The 21,281-nt window shown below is 72.9% G+C and carries 25 protein-coding genes and 1 pseudogene; 11 read left to right on the forward strand and 15 right to left on the reverse strand.

The annotated features are described in order from the left end of the window. A pseudogene (locus tag AB0M83_RS39555) lies at positions 1–243 on the forward strand (TQXA domain protein); the annotation flags it as partial. Here the strand turns inward: AB0M83_RS39555 and AB0M83_RS39560 are convergent. Continuing rightward, the gene (locus AB0M83_RS39560; RefSeq protein WP_364525450.1) at positions 231–722 is read right to left on the reverse strand and encodes a hypothetical protein; all 492 of its coding nucleotides are present in this window, start codon (positions 720–722) and stop codon (positions 231–233) included. The pseudogene AB0M83_RS39555 and the gene AB0M83_RS39560 sit on opposite strands and share 13 nt — an antisense overlap. A gap of 110 nt (positions 723–832) precedes the next feature. Between AB0M83_RS39560 and AB0M83_RS39565 the strand changes: the two genes are divergently transcribed. After that, positions 833–1,672, forward strand: a complete 840-nt coding sequence (locus AB0M83_RS39565; RefSeq protein ID WP_364525452.1) for an LLM class F420-dependent oxidoreductase — start codon at positions 833–835, stop codon at positions 1,670–1,672. Between the two features lie 166 nt (positions 1,673–1,838). Next, positions 1,839–2,135 (forward strand): DUF1540 domain-containing protein, encoded by a 297-nt coding sequence (locus AB0M83_RS39570; RefSeq protein WP_086673666.1) that lies wholly within the window; start codon positions 1,839–1,841, stop codon positions 2,133–2,135. Here AB0M83_RS39570 and AB0M83_RS39575 read toward each other — a convergent pair. Next, complete coding sequence (locus AB0M83_RS39575) at positions 2,125–2,493, reverse strand: hypothetical protein (protein ID WP_364525454.1); 369 nt, start codon at positions 2,491–2,493, stop codon at positions 2,125–2,127. The genes AB0M83_RS39570 and AB0M83_RS39575 overlap by 11 nt on opposite strands. Before the next feature lie 26 nt (positions 2,494–2,519). Continuing rightward, complete coding sequence (locus AB0M83_RS39580; protein WP_364525456.1) at positions 2,520–3,119, reverse strand: SRPBCC family protein; 600 nt, start codon at positions 3,117–3,119, stop codon at positions 2,520–2,522. A 116-nt stretch (positions 3,120–3,235) separates the two neighbouring features. Between AB0M83_RS39580 and AB0M83_RS39585 the strand changes: the two genes are divergently transcribed. After that, entirely contained in the window at positions 3,236–3,880 is a 645-nt protein-coding gene (locus AB0M83_RS39585) for a TetR/AcrR family transcriptional regulator (RefSeq protein ID WP_364525459.1), read from the forward strand. Between the two features lie 6 nt (positions 3,881–3,886). Here the strand turns inward: AB0M83_RS39585 and AB0M83_RS39590 are convergent, their stop codons facing one another. The 3 genes from AB0M83_RS39590 to AB0M83_RS39600 all read right to left on the reverse strand — a co-directional run bounded on the left by AB0M83_RS39590 (position 3,887) and on the right by AB0M83_RS39600 (position 6,893). Beyond that, positions 3,887–4,360, reverse strand: coding sequence for a hypothetical protein (locus AB0M83_RS39590; protein WP_364525461.1), 474 nt, complete (start codon positions 4,358–4,360; stop codon positions 3,887–3,889). A gap of 36 nt (positions 4,361–4,396) precedes the next feature. Further along, positions 4,397–4,714, reverse strand: coding sequence for a hypothetical protein (locus tag AB0M83_RS39595; RefSeq protein ID WP_364525464.1), 318 nt, complete (start codon positions 4,712–4,714; stop codon positions 4,397–4,399). 151 nt (positions 4,715–4,865) lie between these two features. After that, positions 4,866–6,893, reverse strand: coding sequence for a glycogen debranching protein (locus AB0M83_RS39600; RefSeq protein WP_364525466.1), 2,028 nt, complete (start codon positions 6,891–6,893; stop codon positions 4,866–4,868). Between the two features lie 198 nt (positions 6,894–7,091). On the opposite strand from AB0M83_RS39600, the gene AB0M83_RS39605 reads away from it, so the two are divergent. Continuing rightward, positions 7,092–8,123: an ion channel gene (locus AB0M83_RS39605; protein WP_364525468.1), complete on the forward strand. Its 1,032-nt coding sequence runs from the start codon at positions 7,092–7,094 to the stop codon at positions 8,121–8,123. 100 nt (positions 8,124–8,223) lie between these two features. Continuing rightward, positions 8,224–8,643, forward strand: coding sequence for a hypothetical protein (locus AB0M83_RS39610; protein ID WP_364525470.1), 420 nt, complete (start codon positions 8,224–8,226; stop codon positions 8,641–8,643). Between the two features lie 553 nt (positions 8,644–9,196). Here the strand turns inward: AB0M83_RS39610 and AB0M83_RS39615 are convergent. Together AB0M83_RS39615 and AB0M83_RS39620 are read right to left on the reverse strand one after the other, a co-directional pair. Next, positions 9,197–9,622, reverse strand: coding sequence for a pyridoxamine 5'-phosphate oxidase family protein (locus AB0M83_RS39615; RefSeq protein WP_364525473.1), 426 nt, complete (start codon positions 9,620–9,622; stop codon positions 9,197–9,199). A 34-nt stretch (positions 9,623–9,656) separates the two neighbouring features. Further along, positions 9,657–10,601 carry a 4,5-dihydroxyphthalate decarboxylase gene (locus tag AB0M83_RS39620; RefSeq protein WP_364525475.1) on the reverse strand — a complete coding sequence of 315 codons (945 nt, stop codon included), beginning with the start codon at positions 10,599–10,601 and terminating at the stop codon, positions 9,657–9,659. 81 nt (positions 10,602–10,682) lie between these two features. Between AB0M83_RS39620 and AB0M83_RS39625 the strand changes: the two genes are divergently transcribed. Next, entirely contained in the window at positions 10,683–11,537 is an 855-nt protein-coding gene (locus AB0M83_RS39625; RefSeq protein ID WP_364525478.1) for a LysR substrate-binding domain-containing protein, read from the forward strand. Between the two features lie 8 nt (positions 11,538–11,545). On the opposite strand, the gene AB0M83_RS39630 is transcribed toward AB0M83_RS39625, so the two are convergent. Continuing rightward, on the reverse strand, positions 11,546–12,118 hold the full coding sequence (locus AB0M83_RS39630) for a VOC family protein (protein WP_364525481.1): 573 nt from the start codon (positions 12,116–12,118) through the stop codon (positions 11,546–11,548). Positions 12,119–12,248: 130 nt separating this feature from the next. Between AB0M83_RS39630 and AB0M83_RS39635 the strand changes: the two genes are divergently transcribed. Continuing rightward, positions 12,249–14,981: an AAA family ATPase gene (locus tag AB0M83_RS39635; RefSeq protein WP_364525484.1), complete on the forward strand. Its 2,733-nt coding sequence runs from the start codon at positions 12,249–12,251 to the stop codon at positions 14,979–14,981. A 44-nt stretch (positions 14,982–15,025) separates the two neighbouring features. Here AB0M83_RS39635 and AB0M83_RS39640 read toward each other — a convergent pair whose 3' ends face one another. Next, positions 15,026–15,157, reverse strand: a complete 132-nt coding sequence (locus AB0M83_RS39640) for a hypothetical protein (protein WP_364525487.1) — start codon at positions 15,155–15,157, stop codon at positions 15,026–15,028. Between the two features lie 101 nt (positions 15,158–15,258). Between AB0M83_RS39640 and AB0M83_RS39645 the strand changes: the two genes are divergently transcribed. Next, positions 15,259–15,861, forward strand: coding sequence for a hypothetical protein (locus AB0M83_RS39645; protein WP_364525490.1), 603 nt, complete (start codon positions 15,259–15,261; stop codon positions 15,859–15,861). A gap of 13 nt (positions 15,862–15,874) precedes the next feature. On the opposite strand, the gene AB0M83_RS39650 is transcribed toward AB0M83_RS39645, so the two are convergent. From AB0M83_RS39650 to AB0M83_RS39660, 3 genes are read right to left on the reverse strand one after another with little or no spacing between them, the layout of a single operon-like run. Then, positions 15,875–16,222 (reverse strand): STAS domain-containing protein, encoded by a 348-nt coding sequence (locus AB0M83_RS39650; protein ID WP_364525493.1) that lies wholly within the window; start codon positions 16,220–16,222, stop codon positions 15,875–15,877. Further along, positions 16,219–17,442: a SpoIIE family protein phosphatase gene (locus AB0M83_RS39655; protein WP_364525496.1), complete on the reverse strand. Its 1,224-nt coding sequence runs from the start codon at positions 17,440–17,442 to the stop codon at positions 16,219–16,221. Before AB0M83_RS39655 ends, AB0M83_RS39650 begins: the two co-directional genes overlap by 4 nt. After that, on the reverse strand, positions 17,442–18,251 hold the full coding sequence (locus tag AB0M83_RS39660) for an alpha/beta hydrolase (RefSeq protein ID WP_364525499.1): 810 nt from the start codon (positions 18,249–18,251) through the stop codon (positions 17,442–17,444). The genes AB0M83_RS39655 and AB0M83_RS39660 overlap by 1 nt, the downstream gene beginning before the upstream one ends. 89 nt (positions 18,252–18,340) lie before the next feature. Here AB0M83_RS39660 and AB0M83_RS39665 point away from each other — a divergent pair, with 89 nt between their 5' ends. After that, positions 18,341–18,706 (forward strand): ATP-binding protein, encoded by a 366-nt coding sequence (locus AB0M83_RS39665; protein ID WP_364525502.1) that lies wholly within the window; start codon positions 18,341–18,343, stop codon positions 18,704–18,706. 263 nt (positions 18,707–18,969) lie between these two features. Further along, positions 18,970–20,061, forward strand: a complete 1,092-nt coding sequence (locus AB0M83_RS39670; protein ID WP_364525505.1) for a S1 family peptidase — start codon at positions 18,970–18,972, stop codon at positions 20,059–20,061. On the opposite strand, the gene AB0M83_RS39675 is transcribed toward AB0M83_RS39670, so the two are convergent. Beyond that, entirely contained in the window at positions 20,058–20,324 is a 267-nt protein-coding gene (locus AB0M83_RS39675) for a GlsB/YeaQ/YmgE family stress response membrane protein (protein WP_364525507.1), read from the reverse strand. The two genes, AB0M83_RS39670 and AB0M83_RS39675, sit on opposite strands and share 4 nt — an antisense overlap. Before the next feature lie 105 nt (positions 20,325–20,429). After that, positions 20,430–21,233: a helix-turn-helix domain-containing protein gene (locus AB0M83_RS39680; protein ID WP_364525510.1), complete on the reverse strand. Its 804-nt coding sequence runs from the start codon at positions 21,231–21,233 to the stop codon at positions 20,430–20,432. Between the last annotated feature and the right edge of the window lie 48 nt (positions 21,234–21,281).

The following is a 21,281-nucleotide window of genomic DNA, read 5'->3' on the forward strand; positions in this document are numbered from 1 at the left end:
TTCACCCTCAAGGCCACCGGCGAGCTGGACACCGGCCGCCTGTTCGTCGCCGAGAACTACGCGAAGAAGCCGGCGCAGTCGCTGATCGTCGCCGATTCCCGCCGCGGCCGCCGGCCGCCGCGGCCGGTGGCCAGCCCGAATCGGAGCCCGAATGCAGTGAATGACCCATTCCTGTCGTCGGATGAGGTGAATGAGTCATTCAAGGCGTCGCGCTCGCCGGCGGCGTCCGCTCAAGCCCGGTAGGGGCCGTGGTTCCCCAGATCCGGGCTTACCCGCGGCGGCGGGCCGCTCTGCCCGGGCACCGGCGTCACGGTCGTCTGCTCGATCCCGGCCTCGGTGACCGGCTGGACGTACACCTCGCCCGGCCGGTCGGTCTCCCGCTCCTGGAAGTGGGTTTCGACGATCGTGTCCTGCCGGCGGCGGCCGAGGACGGCCAGCGTCAGCCCGTGGGCGACCGCCAGCAGCAACAGGAACACGCCGAGCCGGCCGACCAGCGCGGCCGTCGACCCCGACCAGCCGGGGCCCACCACCGACAGCAGGGCCAGGGCCCCGAACGCGACCAGGTGGAAGACCGTCACCACCATCCAGGCCATCGAGCCGGTCCCTTCGCCGCCGTCCGGGCCGCTCAGGTAGCGGCGGCCGCCGCGGTAGAGGATCTGGCCGTCGGCGATCACGAAGATCAGGCCGATGATCAGGAACCCCGGGAGTTCGTTGTCGGGCATCGTCTCCTCCTCCTTTCGGGCGGGGTACCCGGCCACCGCGTCCCGATGAGCCGCTTCACCGGATCGAGCGAAGACGGTCCTGGAGGAACTCCAGGTTTACGATCGCGATCATGCGATTCGCCATCAAGACCTCGCCCCAGAACACCGAGTGGGCGGACATGCTCGCCGTGTGGCAGGCCGCCGACGAGATCGAGCTGTTCGAGTCCGGCTGGACCTTCGACCACTTCTATCCCATCTTTTCCGATTCGACCGGGCCGTGCCTCGAAGGCTGGGTCACGCTCACCGCGCTCGCGCAAGCCACGAAACGGCTCCGGCTGGGCACGCTGGTCAGCGGGATCCACTACCGCCACCCGGCGCTGCTCGCGAACATGGCCGCGACGCTCGACATCGTTTCGGGCGGACGGCTGGAGATCGGCATCGGCGCCGGCTGGAACGAGGAGGAGTCCGGCGCGTACGGCATGGAGCTCGGCACGGTCAAGGAGCGCAGCGACCGCTTCGAGGAAGGCTGTGAGGTGCTCGTCGGCCTGCTGACCCAGGAAACGACCACGTTCCAGGGGAAGTACTACCAGCTGGCCGACGCGCGCAACGAGCCGAAGGGCGTGCAGAAGCCGCACCCGCCGATCTGCATCGGCGGCAGCGGCGAGAAGCGGACCCTGCGCACCGCCGCGAAGTACGCCCAGCACTGGAACTTCGTCGGCGGCACGCCCGAGGAGTTCGCCCACAAGCGGGAAGTCCTGCACCGCCACTGCGCGGACATCGGCCGCGACCCGGGTGAGATCATGCTCTCCTCGCACGTCCGCCTCGGTCCGGACGGCGACTACGCCAAGGTCGCGGCCGAAGCGGAGGCGCTCGGCGAAGCCGGTCTCGACCTCGCGATCGTGTACCTGCCGCCGCCGCACACCCCGGCCGTGCTGGAGCCGCTCGCGAAGGCGCTCGAACCACTGCTTTGACGAACACTGCGCTGAGCCGGGCCGGTGTCGCGGTGGGAAGCGCGGTTCTCACCCGGGCGTGCGGAGTCGATCACCCGGCCGAGTTGCCGCGAATTGCGTGACCCCGGACCCGGTGGGAGCGTCGGGAAACCGAACTGCTTTCCCACCACGGATCCAGGAGTCGCGCATGACCACCACCGAAATGCCCGCCGTGCACGAGTGCACCGTCAGCGGCTGTTCCTACAACCACGACGGCTGTCACGCCTTCGCCATCACCGTCGGCGGCGACAACGGTTCCGCCGACTGCGGCACTTTCGTCCCGCTGAACACGAAGGGCGGCCTCGACCGCGTCGTGGCTCAGGTCGGCGCCTGCTCGCGGGCGGACTGCCGGCACAACTCCTCGCTGGAGTGCACGGCTTCGAGCGTCCGGGTCGGTCCGGGCGAAGGCGGGCACTCCGCCAACTGCCTCACCTTCACGAAGTAGTACTCGGCGTACCCGGCGCCGGTCGGCTCCCGGCCGGCGCCGCGGCGCGCCGTCGCACCAGATGCACCCCGGCGGCCGCCACGGCCCCCGCTGCCGCGACAACGCCTGTCGCCACCGGGCTCAGGGACTTCGACAGGCTCGGTGCCGTACTCGGCCCGAGCAGCCAGACCGCCAGCGGGATCACGTAAGCCACCGCCATCAGGCCGCTCCACCAGCGGGCCGCGGGGGACCGCAGGGTGCGGGCCAGCACGATCGCGACCGGGATCCCGGCGAGCAACGCGAACTGGCCGGCGACCATGACCGGGAACGCCCACGCCGCGACGAGCACGGCCTTCGACGGGCGAGTGGGTGCGGACATCGCTTTTCTCCTTCGGGTTTCGGAGCTCAGCAGGGGCGGGCTTCGGCGGCGGTCTCGAGGTCGGCCAGCCAGAGGTCGAGACCGAGGGCGAGGTACTGGATGGCCGTGGCGGGGTCGGCCTCGACCTGCGCGCCCGTCCAGCTCTCCTCGGTGCGGACGACCACGCCGCCCCGGGCCGGGGTGAACGTCCAGACGTGGACGCCCCGGTCGATGCGCAGGCCGTCGCCGATCGCCGGGCCCGTCCAGCGGACGCACCGGCCGGGCTGGATCTGGCCGACGGTGGACGTGATGACGAGGGTCGTGGCGGGGGAGGACGGCGTCGCCGGGGCCGGGGTCGTCCAGTGGAACCGCGAGCCCGGGTGCAGAGGGCCCGGGTCCAGCCGCTTCGCGCTGGTGACCGCGGCCTGCCAGCTCGGCCACCCCTCGACGCCGGTCTGCAGCTTCCAGACGGTGTCCACGGGCGCCTGGACGAACGTCTCCGTCCGGTAGCGCACCTGGGCAGCGGGATCGATGCCCTGACCTCGGCAGGTCAGCGGGCTTGCCGAGGCCGCGTCCGCCGGGGTGGCGGCGAAGAGGGCGGCGGTGGCCAGCGGGACGGCGAGCAGGGCACGGGCGGTCTTGACCATGGCGGGTCTCCTTGGTTTGTTAGTGGCTATCGCTCTAGTTAGAACCTATAACCAGTAGCGGCTTAGTGTCAATAAGAAAAGTGATAGCCTCTAACTCGACCGGAAGGGAGCCGCTCATGACGGACGCGGGGCCGACCTCACGCGAGCGCTACCGGGCGCAGGTGCGCGCGGAGATCAAGCAGCACGCGTGGGAGCAGATCGCCGAGGCGGGCGTGCCGGCCCTGTCGCTCAACGCCATCGCCAAGAAGCTCGGGATGAGCGGACCGGCCCTCTACCGGTACTTCGCGAACCGGGACGACCTGGTGACGGCGCTCATCCGCGACGCGTACCGGAGCGTCGCCGACACGGTCCGCGCGGCCTACGACGGCGGGGCGGACCTGGCCGGGCTGGCGCACGCCATCCGGGACTGGGCCCGCGAGGACCCCCAGCGCTACTTCCTGATCTACGGCACGCCCGTCCCCGGCTACCACGCGCCCGAGGACACCACCGCGATCTCGCACGAGGTGATGGCGGTGCTCATCGAAGCCTGCGGGGCGCGGCCGGCGGAAGCGGCGCCGACGCCGTTCGACACCCACCTGGAGGACCACCGCGAGTGGGCGGGCGGCCACCCGGCGCCGGCGGCGGTCCTGCATCGCGCGCTGGCGTTCTGGACTCGCTTGCACGGCGTGCTCTCGCTCGAGCTGGCCGGCCACTTCGCGGGCATGCGCTTCGACGCCGGCCTGCTGATCGACGAGGAAGTGGCCGCCCTCACCGCCGGGTGAACGCGGTCAGGGGGTGAAGCAGCTCAGCGACGGGAGCGCGGCCGCCGAGCTGTCCGACAGCTCGACGAACCACACCAGCAGGTGGATCACGACGCCGACGACGTCTTCGGGCTCCCCGCGGGTCGCCAGCTCCACCTGGATGTCGCGGCTGGCTTCGTCGTCGCCGAGGGTCGCGAGCAGGGCGCGCAGCGCGGCCAGGGGCCCGGGCGGCAGCCGGTCCACCTCGACCGCCCGGGCCTGCTCGTCGGCCACGGCGATGGTGAAGATCGTCCCGGGACCGGCCGGATGGCGGGCGCGGACCACGGCCGCGCACCGGCTGACCAGGTCCCCGGCGATTTCGGCGGGGACGTGCGGCGAGCCGGCGCGGGCGAGGACGTCCAGCGCGTCGGCCACTTCGTCGTACGCTCCGGCCAGAGCGGCTTCGACGAGATCGGTGGTGAACTGCCGGACCGTCCCGGCGGAGTCCCGGTTCTCCGTCATCCGGTCGAGGTACCCGGCCGGCCCGGGCTTAACCGGTCAGCGCGGCTCCGGCAGCGCGAAAAGGGTGTGCTGGGCGGGGTCGTCCGGCTCGCCGCCGAGGCGCAGGCACTTGCGGCAGGTCACCGGCAGGTCGACCGGGGTGATCTCGCCCGCCGCGCCGAGCCCGGACCACCCCTGGTGGCAGGCGGGCGCGGGCAGGGTCAGCTCGTCGAGCCAGGGCACCCACGCCACCCGGTGGGCGACGCCGGACCGGCCGATCCGCAGCCGCATCCCGGTGAAGAGGCGGTGTTGCGCGGCCGCGAACCGTTCGGGGTCGACACGAGTGGCCGGGAACAGCGGGATCGGTTCGCTCACCAGTCCAGTATGCGGGGCCCGGGTGCGTGTGCGCGGTGGCCGGCCGGTCGGGGGGCGTGCCGCCCGGCCACCGCGAACGAACAACGAGAGGGCCGCTTCGCCGCGACTATGACGGCCGGGCGGCCGGTTCACCGATTCGGGTGACGGCGGCTCAGCCGGCGGCCAGCCAGTCGAGGTTGACCGAACCGGTGTCCCCCGCCGCGTACGACAGCGTGACCACCGGGTCCCGGCCGGAGAGCGGGACGTCGGCGAAGGTCACGGTGCCCCAGTCGTCCCAGCTGTCGGAGACCTTCGGGAAGCTCACCTGCCGCAGCGGGCGGCCGTCCACCGACAGCGTCATCGTGCGGGCGTCGCTGTTGGCGTTGGCGTAGCGCACGGTGAGCGCGGTCGTCGCCGGGCCGGTCGACGTGCGGTGCAGCGTGAACGACGACGCCGCGCCGGGAGACCAGAGCCCGTCGAGGAACGCGCGGCCCGAGTAGCCGGTGTGGTTCACGTTCGTCTTCACGCCGCCGGTGTTGACCGCGTCCTCCGCTTCGAGGTGACCGGGGGCCGGGCAGCCGTCGACGGTGCCCGCGGTGTCGGCGCACCGGTCGGCCGCGTCGGGCACGTGGTCGCCGTCGCGGTCGCCGGCGGCCGCGCCGGTGAGCGTGATCGCGACGGTGTGGCTCCCGCTCAGCGTGGCCGGGACGGCGTTGCCCGGCGCGGGCTTGCCGTCGATCGTGAACGAGCTGACCTTGGTGCCCGCGCCGCGCAGCGAAATCGTGAGGTTCGCATTGCGGTAGCTCAGGTTCCGGAGGGTGACGTCGCCCCAGCCGGCGGCGAGGCCGGGCGCGAACGTCAGGCCGCGGTCGGTGAACGTCAGCCCGAACAGGCCGGTGTGGATCATGTCGAGGAACGCGGTGGCCGACCAGGTCTGGTCGGGTTCGGAGCCCCAGTGGAACTTCACGGTGTCGCCGAGCCGCTGGTAGCCGCCGTCCACGACGCCGGTGTGGCCGTTGTAGATCTCCCAGAACCCACTGTTGTCGTCCGCCAGCTTCGCCAGGCGCGCGGTCTCCGATGCGAACGCGTTCTGGTCACCCTGTCCGGCCAGCGCTTTGGCCCACAGCCCCTGCACGAGCGGCCACACGATCGCGTTGTGCCGGCCCGGTTGCGCGTCCGAATAGCGGTCCCAGTTCGGGAAGGTATCGGGCATGCCCCACGGCATCTCCTGCGCGTGGGCGACGATCGACCGGGCCTGAGCCGGGTTCGCGATGCCGAAGAGCAGGGCGAACGCCAGCCCGGTGCCTTCCTGGTAGGCGCCGCGGCTGCCGTCGGCGAGCAGCTGGTAGTCGTACAGGCCGGTCCGCGCGTTCCAGAAGTTCCGGTTGATCGCGGTCTTCAGCGCGGTGGCCTTGGTCCGGTAGCCGGCGATCTCCGCGCCGGGACGGCGAAGCTTCTCCGCCATGTTCGCCGCGTTGACGTAGGCGGCGTAGTAAACCTCGTTGGTGCTCAGGTACATCCCGCTCGCCACGCCCGGCCACGGCGAGCTGCCGGTGCTGACCGACTCGGTGGCGTCGGCGGGCGGCGCGGGGTAGCCGGCGATGCCGTCGTTGAAGAACGACGGGCCGGTGAACAGCCCGTACGTCGCGTTGAAACCGGCCGTGGTGGCGTGTTCGCGGATGGTCAGCGTGTTCGCCGTCGTGCGGTAGGCGTTTTCGAGGAACCCGCCGTCCCCGGTCACCAGGTAGTGGTGCCACGCGGCGCTCGCCCAGACGACCTGGTCCCACTGCTGGTCGTCCTGCTGCACGCGCAGGGCGCCATCGGCGTCCTTGTCGACGACTGCCCACAGCGTGTTCTTCGCGAGGGCGGGGGCGAGGAGGCTGGTCGCGTTCCAGCTGTTGATCGAGGCGTCACGGGTCCACGGCTGGTCGTAGCCCCCGCCCGCGCGGACGAGCCCGGTGGCCGGGTCGAGCAGGCCGCTCTTGCCGTACTTCGGGTCGTAGCCGATCGTGTTGGTGCGCAGCAGGTTGTCCAGCGCTTCGCGATAGGCCGTGCCGTACAGGGCTTGGCTCGCGGGGTTCGCGAACTCGAGCTGCGGAGGCGGCGGGCTCGCGGCCGCCGGGGTCGTGGGTGACACAGCGGCGATGACGCCACACGCGACAGCCACGGCGAAGACCGCCGAAGCGACCCGTTTCTTCATGCGCGTACCTCTTTCGGCGCCCGGGGGACCGGGGACAGTCCACCACGGAACGCGAGTTCTTCCCGGGGCACGCGGGAATCCTGTCCGTTTATGTCCGGCGGGCCGGACCGCCGTCACGGTCCGGTAAAGACCGTTGTGCCTGATAGCACCGTGTGATCGGCTGTCGGGACCCGTGATCGAATCCGGTGAGGAGGGTCGGTGACGTTCTTCCTCTCGCGGCTCTTCGCGCGCTGGGTGCCCCACCGCGGCTGGCTCCTGCCGATCGCCGTGGTGGTGGTCGTGTTCGCGACGAGCTGGCCGCTGATGGCGCTCGCCGAACCGGCCGGCAGCGAGCTCGTCCGGCCCGGCAACTTCTGGTGGTACTTCGTCGTCACGACGACCACGGTCGGGTACGGCGACTTCTCGCCCGAGACGCTCGCCGGGCACGTCGTGGGCGCGTACGTCATCGCCGGCGGGCTGGCCACGCTCACGACGGTGTTCACGAAGCTCGCTTCGGTGCTGGAACAGGCGAAGGGACGGCGGATGCAGGGGACGGAGGCTACGCGGGCGACCGGCCACACGGTGCTGATCGGGTACGCGGCCGGGCGGACCGAGCGGATCGTGGCCCAGCTGCTGGCCGACGGCGTGCCGGCGCTGGTGCTCTGCGCGGAGGTGCCGGTGCACCCGATGCCGGGGCAGCCGGTGGAGTTCGTCCGCGGCGAGCCGACGGCCGCCGCCGTGCTGGAGCGGGCGGGGGTGCCGCGCGCGGCCGCCGTCCTGGTGGACATGGCCGACGACAACGAGGCGCTGGCCGTCGCGGTCACGGTGGACCACGCCAGCCCGGCGTCGCACGTCGTGGTCACGCTGCGCGACCTCGAGCGGGCGGAGCTGCTGCGGTACGTGGACCCGCGCATCCGCTGCGTGCAGTGGCACACGCCGCGGATGGTGACCGAGGAGCTGACGTCGCCGGGGATCGCCGAGGTCTACGCGGAGCTGATGACGGCCGGGGGAGCGGACACGTTCTCGGTGACGCTCCCGGAGTCCCTCGGCCGGCTGCCGGCGTCGCGCTGCCGGGTGGCGCTCGGGCGCGCGTACGGCGCGACGGTGCTGGCCGCGCGCACGGGGCAGGACCTGGTGGTGAACCCGGCGTGGGACGCGGAGCTGGCGGCGGGCGCGGTGCTGTACTACGTCGGCCCCCGGCGGCTCACGGGCGGAGAAGTCGAGACGGCTCTGCGGGACGCCGAGCTGTGATCCACGCGCTTTGTCCGGATTTCCGGCCGCCGATGGTGGCCGGTTCGGGCTGGGGGTTGCATACTGCGACCATGGCGCGAGGGAAAGCGGAGGTCGCGCGGTGAGTCCCCGGGAGGGGCCGTCCCGCCCGAAGTTCGGCAGGATCGACCCGTTCTGCCTGATGGCGGTGCTGCCGGTGCTGCTGGTGGCCGGCATCCTCGGGTCGCTGGTCAACGTGGCCTTGGGGCTTGGGTGCGCGGTGTTCGCCGGGCTGATCGTGCTGTTCGACTCGTGGGCGAACCGCCCATCCCGGGCCCGCGAGCCCGAGCCGGAGCCGGAGAGGCGCGAGCGACCACCCCGCCCGGCGGCGGCCCGCCCCCCGGCGCGGCGCCCCGGCCCGCCCCCGCCGCGTCCGCAGGTACCGCGCGGGCAGGCACCACGAGCACAGACCCCGCGCACGCAGGCGCAGCGCGCCCAGCAGCCACCGCGTGCGCAGCCGCCACGGGCACGGCAGGCACCGCGTGAGGCGCCGTATCACTGAGCGAAGGTTCGCACACGGTGGGTAGCCGGGCGCGAACTGTGAAGGCACCTCGGGCACAGGCGCCACGCATGCAGGCGCAGCGCGCTCAGCAAGCCCCGCGTGAGGCGCCGTATCACTGAGCGAAGGTTCGCGCACCGCGGGTAGCAGAGTGGGAACTGTGCCGGCACCCGATCACGGTCGGCCCGCCGCACCCGTGCCGCGGCGACACACCTCATCGCGGCGCCGGCGTTTCGCCGCGGTCGGAGTTTGCTTCCCTGAAACTTGGGTCGCACCAGGATCTGATCGCGAGTCGCCAAGATCACCGGCGCCGTCCGCTCGCCGCTTCGCACCGTTGAGCCTCGCGGCCTCGCGGCCTCGCGGCCTCGCGGCCTCGCGGTTGCGCAGCGCCCAGCCGTAGTGCTGGTGTCGCGCGTCCGAGATCCGTTGACAGCGGCCTGGCGATGCGCCCGGGCGGCTGAAGGTGTCCTTCACTGCGTCAGATACGAGGAAGGGCACCTTCAGCTTGCGTGGCCAACCCCGCGCCGGCCTCGGTTCAGTCCGAAGTGGACAGCGCTCACACCGCCCCCATGTCCAGCGACAGCCAATGCTCGGGCCGCAGGAACACCACGACGTGCTCCCCGAGCTGCGTCCGCTCGAACTCCAGGAACCCCGCCACCTTCTCCTCCGGCAGGTACCGCGCCGCCATTTCCCGCGCGCGCTCCGGGGAGTCCGGTTCCGTCCTCGTCACCGGCCCCTCCACCGATACGTACCGGACCGTCGGCGTGGTGCGCTGCGCCATCAAGCTGAACCGCCCCGCCGCTTCGATCGCCTTCATCTTGCGAGATCCCGGTGCCGTGCGCACCCAGAGCTCGCCGCCCGGGGTGTACCAGTACCAAAGGGGAACCGTCAGTGGCGCGCGGTCCGGCCGCTCGGTCACCGACAGCGCGCCGATGTGGGGTTCCGCCAGGAATCGCTCGCGTTCCGCTGTCGAAAGTGCCATGCGCCGCACGCTACCTCGCACCCCCGACAAGAATTCACGTGTCGAGGAGCGCGAACACCTCGTCGACCGCCCACCGCCGCGAAGACAGGCCCTGTTCGTGGTGGTAACGGAGGTACGTCTCCAAGACCGCGCGATTGGCCGAAATCCCGTACGGCCACCAGTCCGGGCCGAACTGCGGCTCGTTGCGCTCGACCAGGGCGTGCATCCACGGCACCATCGTCGGCACCTGGTACAGCCGGCGACCGCGCCGGTACCGGTCGGCCGCCGCCGACGCCGCCTCCGAGAACAGCCGGTAGACGTCGGGGGCGTGCTCCAGCAGTTCGCGCCGGATCACCACCGCGTGCATGATCGGGAAGATCCCCGTGCGCCGGTGGTAGTCGCGTTCCACCGGCTCGAAGTCGGGGAACAACCGGGCCACGTCCGGGGCGCCGTCCAGCACGCACTGCGGGACGTTGGCCGAGAACAGCGCGTCGATCTCGCCCGTGGCCAGCAGGTCGCCCAGCGCCCGGTCCGTGGTCGTGACCGGCACGTCGTCCGGGTGCGGGTGCGGGATGAAGCCGAACGGCGCCGATGGTCGGTCGAGCCCGCCGATCACCCACTCGTTGCGCGCGGGCTCGAAGCCGTACTCATCGCTGAGGATTCCCTTGGCCCACACGCCGGAGTCCTGGCCGTAGGTGCCGAACTCGCCGATCGTCCGGCCCACGAGGTCACCCGGTCCGGTGATGCCCGACCGGGTGTTGACGAAGACGCAAGAGTGCCGGAACACCCGGTTCGGGAAGATCGGCAGGGCGACGTACGGCAGGCCGGACTCCAGCAGCCGGAGGTAGAACGTCAGGCCGAGCTCGCCGACGTCGACCCGCCCGCCGGCCACCCGCTCGAAGATCTCCGGCAGCGTGGCGGCCGTCGTGACGTCGACGTCCGCCCGGTCGAACAGGGCCTGGGTCGTGTCGTACCGGTAGCACGCGATCGTGAGAGTCATACCGGGGATCGTCGCCCGCCGGGACCGGGTGGGTCCAAGTCCGGCTCGGTCGACCCGATACCGCACGGGTATCGTGTCGCGGTGGATCTGCGCTCGCTCGGGTACTTCGTGGCCGTGGCCGACGAGCGGCACGTCGGCCGGGCGGCGAGCCGCCTGCACATGACGCAGCCGCCGCTCAGCCGGGCGATCCGGCAGCTGGAGGACGAGCTCGGCGCGGCCCTGTTCGACCGCACCCCGAAGGGCGTCACCCTCACGCCCGCCGGCGCGGCGCTCTACGGCGAAGCGGCCGCGCTGCTGAAGCAGGCCGCGCGGATCCGCGGCCGGGTGACCGCCGCGGCGGGCGCGGCCACCCTCACGATCGGGACCCTGGCCGACGCGGCCGAGCACGTCGGCGGCCGGCTGGTCCCGTTGTTCCGGGAGCGCCACCCGCACGTCGACGTCCGCGTGCACGAAGCGGACCTGAGCGACCCGACGGCGGGTCTGCGCGCCGGGCTCGTCGACGTCGCGCTGACGCGGACTCCTTTCGACACCACGGGAATCGGCTCGCAGGTGCTGCGCTCGGTGCCGGTCGGGGTGGTGGTGCGCGACGACGACCCGCTCGCCCGCCGCCGCTCGGTGGCGGCGGCCGGGCTGGGCGGGCGCCGGTGGGTCCGGCTGCCCGACGGGACCGATCCCGCGTGGACCGCCTACTGGACCGGTGGCGCGCCCGGCGACGCGGCACCGGTGCTGCGGACCGTCCAGGAATGCCTGCAGGCGGTGCTGTGGAACGGAACCACGGCGCTCGCCCCGGTCGACCAGCCCCTGCCGGCCGGGCTGGTCGTCGTCCCGCTGGCGGACCGGCCGCCGAGCGACCTCGTCGTGGCGTGGCCGAAGGCCGGCCGGAGCCCGCTGGTCCGCAGCTTCGTCCAGGTGGCCTGGGCCGGCTACCGGGACTGACCGGGCACTCAGGCGCCTTGGTGCTCCGCCATGTACCGGGCGTACCAGACCGGCCATTCCGCGTCGTACTCCCCGGTCTCCTTCTCGTGCTCGCCGTGCGCCGCCGCGGCCTCGCGAAGCGCGCGCTCCAGCTCCTGCGCCGAGCCGTACGTCACGCCGTCGACCCGCCCGGGGAACCGGGTGGTGATCTCCTGCAGCAGCCACGTGTTGCCGTCCGGGTCGCTGAACGACGCGAACGACGAGTACGTGCCGCGGTCGGGGTGCGCCCCCGGGGCGAACGCGCCGGTCTCGTCGCGGTGGAAGACGTCGCTGACGTCGACGCCGTGGCCGGCGAGCTCCTTGCGGGCCGCTTCGATGTCCTCGACGACCAGGTAGGTGCTCCGGACCGACCCCGGGGCGGCGTCGGTGATGCCGGTGCCGAAGTGGACCGACGCCGGCGACCCCGGCGGGGTCAGCTGCACGACCCGCGAGGCGCCGAACTCGATGTCGGCGTCCTCGCGCCAGCCGAGGGTCTTGTAGAAGTGCTTGGTCCGGTCGACGTCGGCGACGGGCAGGACCACGACTTCGAGCTTCATGTCCATGATCGGGAACTCCTCCGGTGCGGCGGCAGGGGACTCGGTGCCGCTCGAGACCACTCTCCCGCGCATCCGGCCCGGTTCGCCCCAGGGAGACACCCTGGTCATTCACCCGGGCCCGGTAATGTTCCGGACCATGTCGGGTCAAGGGCTCCTCGGCCGGGACGGCGAACGCGCGGTGCTCGACCGGCTGCTCGCCGACGCGCGCGCGGGGGCGGGCCGGGCGCTCGTCCTGCGGGGCGAGGCCGGCATCGGCAAGACCGCCCTGCTGGAGCACTTCACGGCCCGGGCGGCCGGGTGCCGGATCGCGCGGGCGATGGGCGTCGAGTCCGAGCGGGAACTGCCGTACGCCGGGCTGCAGCAGTTGTGCGCGCCGTTCCTCGACCGCCTGGACCACCTCCCCGGCCCGCAGCGCACCGCCATCGGCACGGCGTTCGGTCTGACTTCCGGCGAGCCGCCGGACCGCTTCCTCGTCGGCCTCGCGGTGCTGACCCTGCTGGCCGAAGTGGCCGAGGCGGAGCCGGTGGCCTGCGTGATCGACGACGCGCAGTGGCTCGACCGCGTGTCCGCGCAGACCCTCGCGTTCGTCGGCCGGCGGCTGCTGGCCGAACGGGTCGCCCTGCTGATCGCCGTCCGGGAGCCCGCCGGCGAACTCGACGTCGCCGGGCTGCCGGACCTCGAGGTGCGCGGGCTGGGCGACGCCGCGGCCCGCGCGCTGCTGGACTCCGTGCTCAAGGGCCCGGTCGATCCGCGGGTCCGCGACCGGATCGTCGCCGAAACCCGCGGCAACCCGCTCGCCCTGGTCGAGCTGCCCCGGTTCCGGACGGCCGCGGAGCTCGCCGACGGGTTCGAGCAGCCGGGTGTCCTGCCGCTGGCCGGGCGGATCGAGCAGTGCTTCCTCCAGCAGCTGGCCCCGTTGCCCGCCGACACCCGGCGGCTGCTGCTGACCGCGGCCGCGGAGCCGCTCGGCGACGCCACACTGCTCTGGCGCGCGGCCGGCGAGCTCGGCCTGGGTGCCGACCCGGCGGCCGCGGCCGAGGCGACCGGGCTGATCGAGTTCGGCGCGCGGATCCGGTTCCGGCACCCGCTGGTGCGCTCGGCCGTCTACCGGTCGGCGCCGGCGCGGGAGCGCCAGGAGGTGCACCGGGTGCTGGCGGCGGTGACCGACGCGACCGTCGACCCGGACCGCCGCGCGTGGCACCGCGCGCAGGCGACCGTCACCCCCGACGAGGACGTCGCGGCCGAGCTCGAGCGCTCCGCGGGACGAGCGCGGGCGCGCGGTGGCCTGGTCGCGGCGGCCGCGTTCCTCGAGCACGCCGCCGCTTTGACACCCGACCCGGCCCGGCGCGCCCACCGCGAACTCGCGGCGGCGCGGGCGAAACGCGGCTCGGGCGCGCTCGAAGCGGCGCTCGGGTTGGTGAGCGCGGCGGAGGCCGGGCCGCCCGACGCCGTCCGGAGCGCGGAGGCCGAACGGCTGCGCGGCCAGGTCGCGTTCGACCAGCGGCGGGGGAGCGAGGCGGCCCGGCTGCTGCTCCGAGCCGCCGGTCACCTCGCCCCGGTCGACGCCGGACTGGCGCGCGAGACCTACCTGGAGGCGCTGGGCGCGGCCGTCTGGGCCGGGACCGGCCTCACCGAAGCGGCCGAAGCCGCGTGCGCCGCCCCGCCGGCGCGGGTGCCGCCGAGCGCCGCCGACCTCGTGCTGGACGCGCTCGCGACCCGCCTCACCGCCGGCTACGAGACCGCGGCACCGCGGCTGATCCGCGCGGTCGAGGCCGTCCAGGCCCTCGACGTCGCGACCGAGGACAGCGACCGGGTGCTGTGGCTGCTGGGCAACCGCGCCGGCGGCACGATCGCCACCGAGGTGCTCGACTTCGCGGCCGGGCGGGCGCTGGCGGCGCGTCAGGTCCAGCTCGCGCGCGACACCGGCGCGCTCGTCCAGCTGCAGTTCGCGCTCAACTTCCTGGCCAACCACGAGCTGCTGGCCGGCGAGCTGGCCGCGGCGGAGACGATGGTCGAGGAGGACCGCCTGCTCGCCGACGTGACCGGCGGCCCGCCGGTCGGCTACAGCGCGATCCTGCTCGCCGCGCTGCGCGGCCGCGAGGGGCCGGCGTCCGAGCTGATCGCGGCCGCGGCGAAGGACGCCGCAGCACGCGGGCAGGAGCGGGTGGTGACGTTCGCCGACTACGCGAACTCCGTGCTGTGCAACGGGCTCGGCCGGCACGACGCGGCCCGCGACGCCGCCCGCCGGGTGTTCGAGCGCGACGCTGTCGGCCACCAGGCACTCGCCACGGCGGAGCTGGCGGAGGCGGCGTCACGGACGGGCGACTCTTCGCTGGTGTCGGTCGCCCTCGACCGGTTCGAGGTCCGGGCGGCGGCGACCCCGAACGCGTGGACGCGCGGCCTCACCGCCCGGCTGCGCGCGCTGGCGGGCATCGAGCCGCACCGCCACCACCGCGAGTCGATCGACCTGCTGGCCGGGACGCCGCTGCGCGTGGAAGTGGCTCGCGGCCACTTGCTGCACGGGGAATGGCTGCGCCGCGAAGGCCACCGCGCCGAAGCCCGCGAACACCTGCGCACGGCACACGACCTGCTGGCCGCGATGGGCCTCGAAGCGTTCGCCGACCGGGCGCGGCGCGAGCTGCTCGCGACCGGCGAGACGGTCCGCAAGCGCACCGCGGAGCCGACCGGCGAGCTGACCCCGCAGGAGCTGCAGATCGCCGCGCTGGCCCGGGAAGGGTTCTCCAACCCGGAGATCGGCACCCGGCTGTTCCTCAGCCCCCGCACGGTGGAATGGCACCTGCGCAAGATCTTCGGGAAGCTCGGGATCAGCTCACGGCGCCAGCTGCGCGACACGGCGCTCGCGCACTGACCGCGGGTCCCCGGCGCGGAGGGATCCGCACCGGGGACGCCGGCTCACTGGCAGGCTTCGCAGTCCGGGTCGTCGATGCGGCAGGCCGCGCCGTCGGTGAGCTCGAAGTCGAAGTCGTCGAGCGCGGGCACCACCGGGGTGGTGGACGGTTCGGCCGGCGTGGTCGTGGCGGACATGGCCCTCCCTAGGGATTCGTACGGTTCCTACCCCTCTGTAGCGCCCAAGATCGACGCGCATTCCGTGACACGGAGCACACCCGTTCTGGTAGCTTCCCGGCATGCGCCTCGCCTACGCCCGGACGCTCGCGATCTTCGCATCCTTCCTGATGTTTTCCCTGGTCAGTCCACCCGCGAACGCGTCCCCGCGGGCCGGTTGCGAGTGCTCGACGCCGTCGATCGACCGGCTGCAGCAGTGGCTCGCCAGCGGCGAGGGCACCACCGTCCCGCCCACCGGGAGCCTTCTCGTCCCCGAAGGCCACCGGTACGCGGCGAAGGTGACGTTCCTCAACCCGGAGTGGCACGTGGTCGTCGTGTGGCTCGGCAACCAGTTCGAGGCGCAGGCGGATCTCTCCCGCTCGGCCGGCTTCTGGCTGACCTACAGCGCGACCGACGACCTCTACGTCCAGCTGCGCCCGGCTTCCCACTGGAGCGGCGGCGACAAGTGGCTCACGCTGGTGCCCTCGACCCGCGGGAAGCTCGTCAGCAAGTTCTTCGGCTTCCAGCCCCGAGCGTGGACGTCGCTGCCGGAGCTGGGCACCCCGGCGTACTCGTTCGCGTCGGCGCTCACCGAGGCTCGCGGCCTGGTCTTCGTGGGCAAGACACCCAACCGGCTCGAGTTCCGCGGTCTGCGGGTCGACGGCTACCGGCCACCCTGCCTCTGAAGCGGAGCACTGGTCAGCCGTGGGCGGAGATGGCGTCCTCGGCCGTCGGGTAGGTCGGGAAGAAGTCCGCCAGGCCGGTCAGGGCGAGGGTGCGCGTGAGCCGGGCCGGAACCGCGACCAGCGCGACCTTCGCCTCGGCTTCCTCGGCGACGTTGCGCGCCGCGATGAGCGCCGAAATGCCGCTGGAGTCGCAGAAGCTCACGTCCGCCAGGTCCACCACCAGCAGCTGCCCTGGTGTCAGCGTGAGCCCGGCGATGTGCGCGCGGAGCCGGGGCGCGGTGGCCACGTCGAGCTCGCCGCGGACGGTCAGGACCGGGCCGCTGGCCGCCGGCTCGGTCGAAGTCGAGAAAGCGCTCGTCATGGCTGGTCGCCTCCGGACTGGGGGATGCTGAACGCCAGCAGGGCGGTGTCGTCCTCGACGCCGTCGCCGAAGCCGGCCAGCAGGTCGGTGACCGCCTCGACCACCGCCGGAGCGGTGGCCGGGGCCAAGCCGGTCAGATCCGCGCGCAGCTGCTCCTCGCTGTAGCGAGCGCGGCCGTGCGTGCGGGCTTCGGTCAGCCCGTCGGTGTAGAGGAGCACGGCGTCGCCGGCCTCCAGGCGCACGTCCACCGCGGCGAAGCGCGCGGTGGGCAGGGCGCCGACCAGCTGGCCGCCCAGGATCGGCACGAACGTGGCCGTCCCGTCGGCCCGGATCAGCAACGCCGGTGGGTGGCCGCCGCCGGCCAAGGTGAGCGTGGCGCTGTCCCCGTGCGGGCGGATGCGGCCGTGGATCACCGTGCAGTAGCGCGGATCGGTGCCGCGGAACTGCTGGCTGAGCACCGTGTTGAGGGTGCCGAGGGCGACGGTCGGGTCCGGGTCGTGGACCGCGGCCGCCCGCAGCGTGTAACGCGCCAGCGACGTCACGACCGCGGCCGGGGCGCCCTTGCCCGAGACGTCGCCGAGGAAGAACCCCCACGTGCCGTCGTTGATCGGGAACAGGTCGTAGAAGTCGCCGCCCACCTGGTCGGCCGACGCGGGGTGGTAGTACGCCGCCACCTGCATCCCGGGCACTTCGGCCAGCGCGGGCGGCAGCAGCGTCTGCTGCAGCGTCTTCACCAGCCGCTGCGCCCGGTCGCGTTCACGCTCGGCTTCGTCGCGCGCCCGCAGCAGCTCCTGCTCGTAGGCCCGCCGGTCGCTCGCGTCGAACACCGTGGTGCGGATCAGCTGCGCCTCGCCGTCGGAGCCGGTCTTGACCGTCGAGGTCACCAGCACCGGCAGCCGGCCGCCGGTCGCCGTCTTCATCTCGAAGGCGACGCCGCCGAGCTCGCCCTGCATGCGCAGCAACGGCGCGAAGTGCGTCTCGTGGTACAGCCGGCCGCCGACGGTGAGCAGGTCGGAGAACCGGCGGCGCCCGACGATCTCTTCCCGGTCGTGGCCCAGCCAGCCGAGCAGCGTCGCGTTGATCTTCGCGATCGTGCCGTCCAGCAGCGTCGAGAGATACCCGCAGGGGGCGTTTTCGTAGAGGTCTTCCGCGCTGTCCTCCAGAAGTGCCGAAAACGCGGGGTCCGCGTTTTCCCGGTCGCCGGCATCGGCTTCGCACATCATGGGCCGCTCACGAACCCGGTGATCGCGGCCACGGTGGCTTCGGGGGCGCTCAGCTGCGGGCAGTGCCCGATCGCGTCGAGGGTCACCAGGCGGCTGCCCGCGATGTTCTCGTGCGTGAACCGGCCGACTTCCGGCGGCGCGATGGCGTCTTGGGCGCATTCGACGACCAGGGTCGGCACGGAAACCTTCGCCAGGTCGGCGCGGTTGTCGGAGAGGAACGTGGCCCGCGCGAAGACGCGCGCGATCGCGGGATCGGTGCGGCAGAAGCTGTTCGTCAGCTCCTCGCCCAGCTCCGGGCGGTCCGGGTTGCCCATGATCACCGGCGCCATCGCCGCCGACCAGCCCAGGTAGTTCGACTCCAGTGCCTCGAGGAGCTCGTCGATGTCTTCGCGGCTGAACCCGCCTCGGTAGTCCTCGTCGTCGATGTAGCACGGGGACGGCGTGAGCAGCACCAGCTTCGCGAACCGGTCCGGCTCCTGGTTGGCGGCCAGCACCGCGATCATCGCGCTGACCGAGTGCCCGACGAGCACGACGTCGGTCAGGTCCAGTTCGTGACACAGGGCCAGGACGTCGTCGGCGTACCCGTCGAGCGTGCCGTAGCGCTCCGGGGTCCAGGCCGACAGGTCCGAGCGCCCGGCGCCGGTGTGGTCGAACAGCACGACGCGGTACTGCTCGGCGAGGGCGGGGACGACGAGGCGCCACAGGTTCTGGTCGCAGCCGAAGCCGTGGGCCAGCAGCAGGACCGGCCCGTCTTGGCGACCGGTCTCGACGACGTTGTTCCTGGTACGCATGCTCACCGGGCACATCCTGCCACCCGGGGACCGGCGGCGTGGTCCCCGCCGTGGGTTGTTTGAGGTCCGCCGGAAGTGGGTACGCCGCACTGGTTCGAAGGAGTGTGAGAACCATCCCGACGCGCGAGCTCGGCACGGGTACCGACCAGCCGGCACAGGTCCGGGAGTGGGCCCAGGACCTGCTGACCGGCCTGGATCCGGAGCGCCTCGCCGACGCGGTGATGGTGCTCGACGAACTGGTGTCGAACGCGCTGTGCCACGGCACCGCCCCGATCCGCGTGCGGCTCGTCCGGGCGGCGCGGCACCTGAGGTTCGAGGTCACCGACGCCAGCCCCCGGCCGGCCCGGCCACGGCCGCCGGACATCGAGGGCGGGCGGGGCCTCATGCTGGTCGACGCGTGCAGCCGGGACTGGGGCCAGTGGCAGCACGACACCGGCAAGACCGTCTGGGCCGAACTCGCCGGAGACTGAACCTTCTTCGTCGCGGCGAAGGGGTCGAGGCCGCGTTCGTCCTGAATGGACAGACCACGCGTCCCGGGTGGTCCGGTCGCGGTGCTGTCCGGTTACTTGCGCGAGGCGATTTGTCCGGTACCTATCTTTTGTCCTGTCCGACGAAAGTCGGTACCGCCGGTCCCGGCCACGGATCACCCTCGGGCGCACCGGAACACCGGATCCCATCGCGACCGGCGTGGCCATCCCTCGCGCCGGCCTCCCCGTGAAAGCGAGTACCCGGCATGCGCACAAGAAACCTGCTCGCCCGCTCCGCCACCACCCTGGTGGCCGCCGCCGCGGTCGCCGGCTTCCTGACCAGCCCGGCCGCCGCCGTCACCATCGACGGCTACTCACCCGACGTGCAACGCGACGCGGTCGCTTCCCTCGCGGCGGACGCCGGGATCAGCGAATCCGCCGCCGTCGCGTTCCTGCGGACCCAGGCCGCCAGCGTGGAGACCCTGCACCAGGTCACCGCCGCGCTCGGCTCGCGGGCCGTCGACGGCTACCTCGACGCGGCCGCGAAGCCCGTGGTGAACGTGCTCGACCAGGCGGCCGCCGACCGGGTCCGGCTCACGGGGGCGCAGGCCCGGCTGGTCAAGCACTCGAGCGCGGCACTGGCGGGCGCGCAGGACGCCCTGCAGGCGCTGCCCGCGGTCGCGCACACGTCGATCGGCCTCGACCCGAAGACCAACCAGGTCGTGCTGACCGTGGCGGACGCGGCGCGCGGCACCGACGCCCTGCTGAAAGCCGCTTCCGCACTGGGCGACCGCGTCCGGGTGGAGCGCGTCGCGGGTGAGCTGCACGCCGCGATCTACAACGGCGAAGCCATCACCGGCGGCGGCACCCGCTGTTCGGCCGGCTTCAACACCAACCGCGGCGGCGTTAACTACATCGTCGACGCCGGCCACTGCACGCGCGCGGTGTCGCAGTGGAACGTCGGCCCGTCGCAGGGTTCGAGCTTCCCGGGCAACGACTACGGGCTGATCCGCAACACCACCGGCAGCGCGCCCGGCGCGGTCACCCTGTGGAACGGCTCCACCCAGCGGATCAGCTCGGCCGGCACCGCGACGGTCGGCCAGCGCATCAGCAAGAGCGGCAGCACCACGCACCTCACGTCCGGCTCGGTCACGCGGACGAACGTGACGGTGAACTACGCCGAAGGTTCGGTGTCGCAGCTGATCCAGACCAACGCGCTGGTCAACCCGGGCGACTCGGGCGGCTGCCTGTTCGCCGGCAGCGTCGGCCTCGGCATCACGTCCGGCAAGGGCAGCGGGACGTCGTTCTTCCAGCCGGTCGGCGAGGCGCTGAGCGCGTACGGCGTCAGCCTCAACTAGTCACGCCGGCTGCGGCCGAACGCCATCCTGTAGATCACCAGGATGATCAGCGCGCCGAGGATCGCCAGACCCCAGGTGCGGAGGTCGAAGAAGGTGCCGAGGTCGGTGTGGAACAGGGTCTTGCCGACCCAGCCGCCGACGAAGGCGCCGCCGATGCCGAGCAGGATCGTGATGATGCAGCCGCCGGGGTCCTTGCCCGGCATGAGGGCCTTCGCGATCACGCCCGCGATGAGCCCGAGCACGATCCAGCTGATGACGCCCACGGGTGCCTCCGTCCGCCTGTTTTCCTGACGGCACAGGATGGCAGGCGGACGGCACCCCGGCGCGATCAGCCACGCCGACGTGACGGGCGTCTCAGCCGGCGGTCTTCAGGCGGCCGAGGCCGCCAGCCGCCGCAGCCGGGCGGCCGCCGGGCTGTCCGGCTCGGCCCGGTAGACCACCAGGGTCTGCTCGTCGGCGCCGGGGACGGTGAACGCGTGCTTGGCCAGCTCGAGCTCGCCCGCCGTCGGGTGCGTGAACCGCTTGACGGCGGTGGTCGTGCGCCGCGCGTCGTGGCGGCTCCAGTGGCGGGCGAAAGCCGTGCTGCCGGCGGTGAGTTCGCTGACCAGGCCGGTCAGCCGCCGGTCGTCCGGAGCGGCGCCGGCGAGGCGGCGCAGGATGGCCGTGACGTTGCCCGCCATCGCCTCCCAGTCGGGGTGCAAGGCGCGGGACGCGGGGTCGAGGAAGAACGAGCGGAAGAGGTTGGTGCCGGGGGCGTAGCGGGGAGCCAGCGCGACGGCCAGTGCGTTCGCGGCGAGCACGTCGAGGTGCCGTCCCCAGACGAGCGCCGGGGTGTCCGGCCAGGCGTCGATCAGCTCCTGCAGGCCCGGCGCGAGGCGCTCGGGCCCGGGGGCGCCGGCGCGCGGCGGGTGGACGAGCCGCCGGAGGTGCGCCTCGGTGTCGGCGTCCAGCCGGAGCGCCCGCGCCAGCGACGTGAGCACCTGCTCCGACGGGTTCCGGTCCCGGCCCTGTTCGAGCCGGGCGTAGTACTCCGGGCTGACCCCGGCGAGCGCGGCCAGCTCGTCGCGGCGGAGGCCGGGCACCCGGCGCTCGGCGAGGTCGGGGAGGCCGGCGTCGGCGGGCCGGACGAGCCCGCGCCGCGCCCGGAGGAACTCGCCGAGGCGGTTCGTCATGATCACCAGGATAGCCCGGGTGGCCCTGGCGCGGCCTGGTCCGCCCGG

This window comes from Amycolatopsis sp. NPDC051106 (assembly GCF_040682775.1).
Lineage (GTDB): Bacteria > Actinomycetota > Actinomycetes > Mycobacteriales > Pseudonocardiaceae > Amycolatopsis.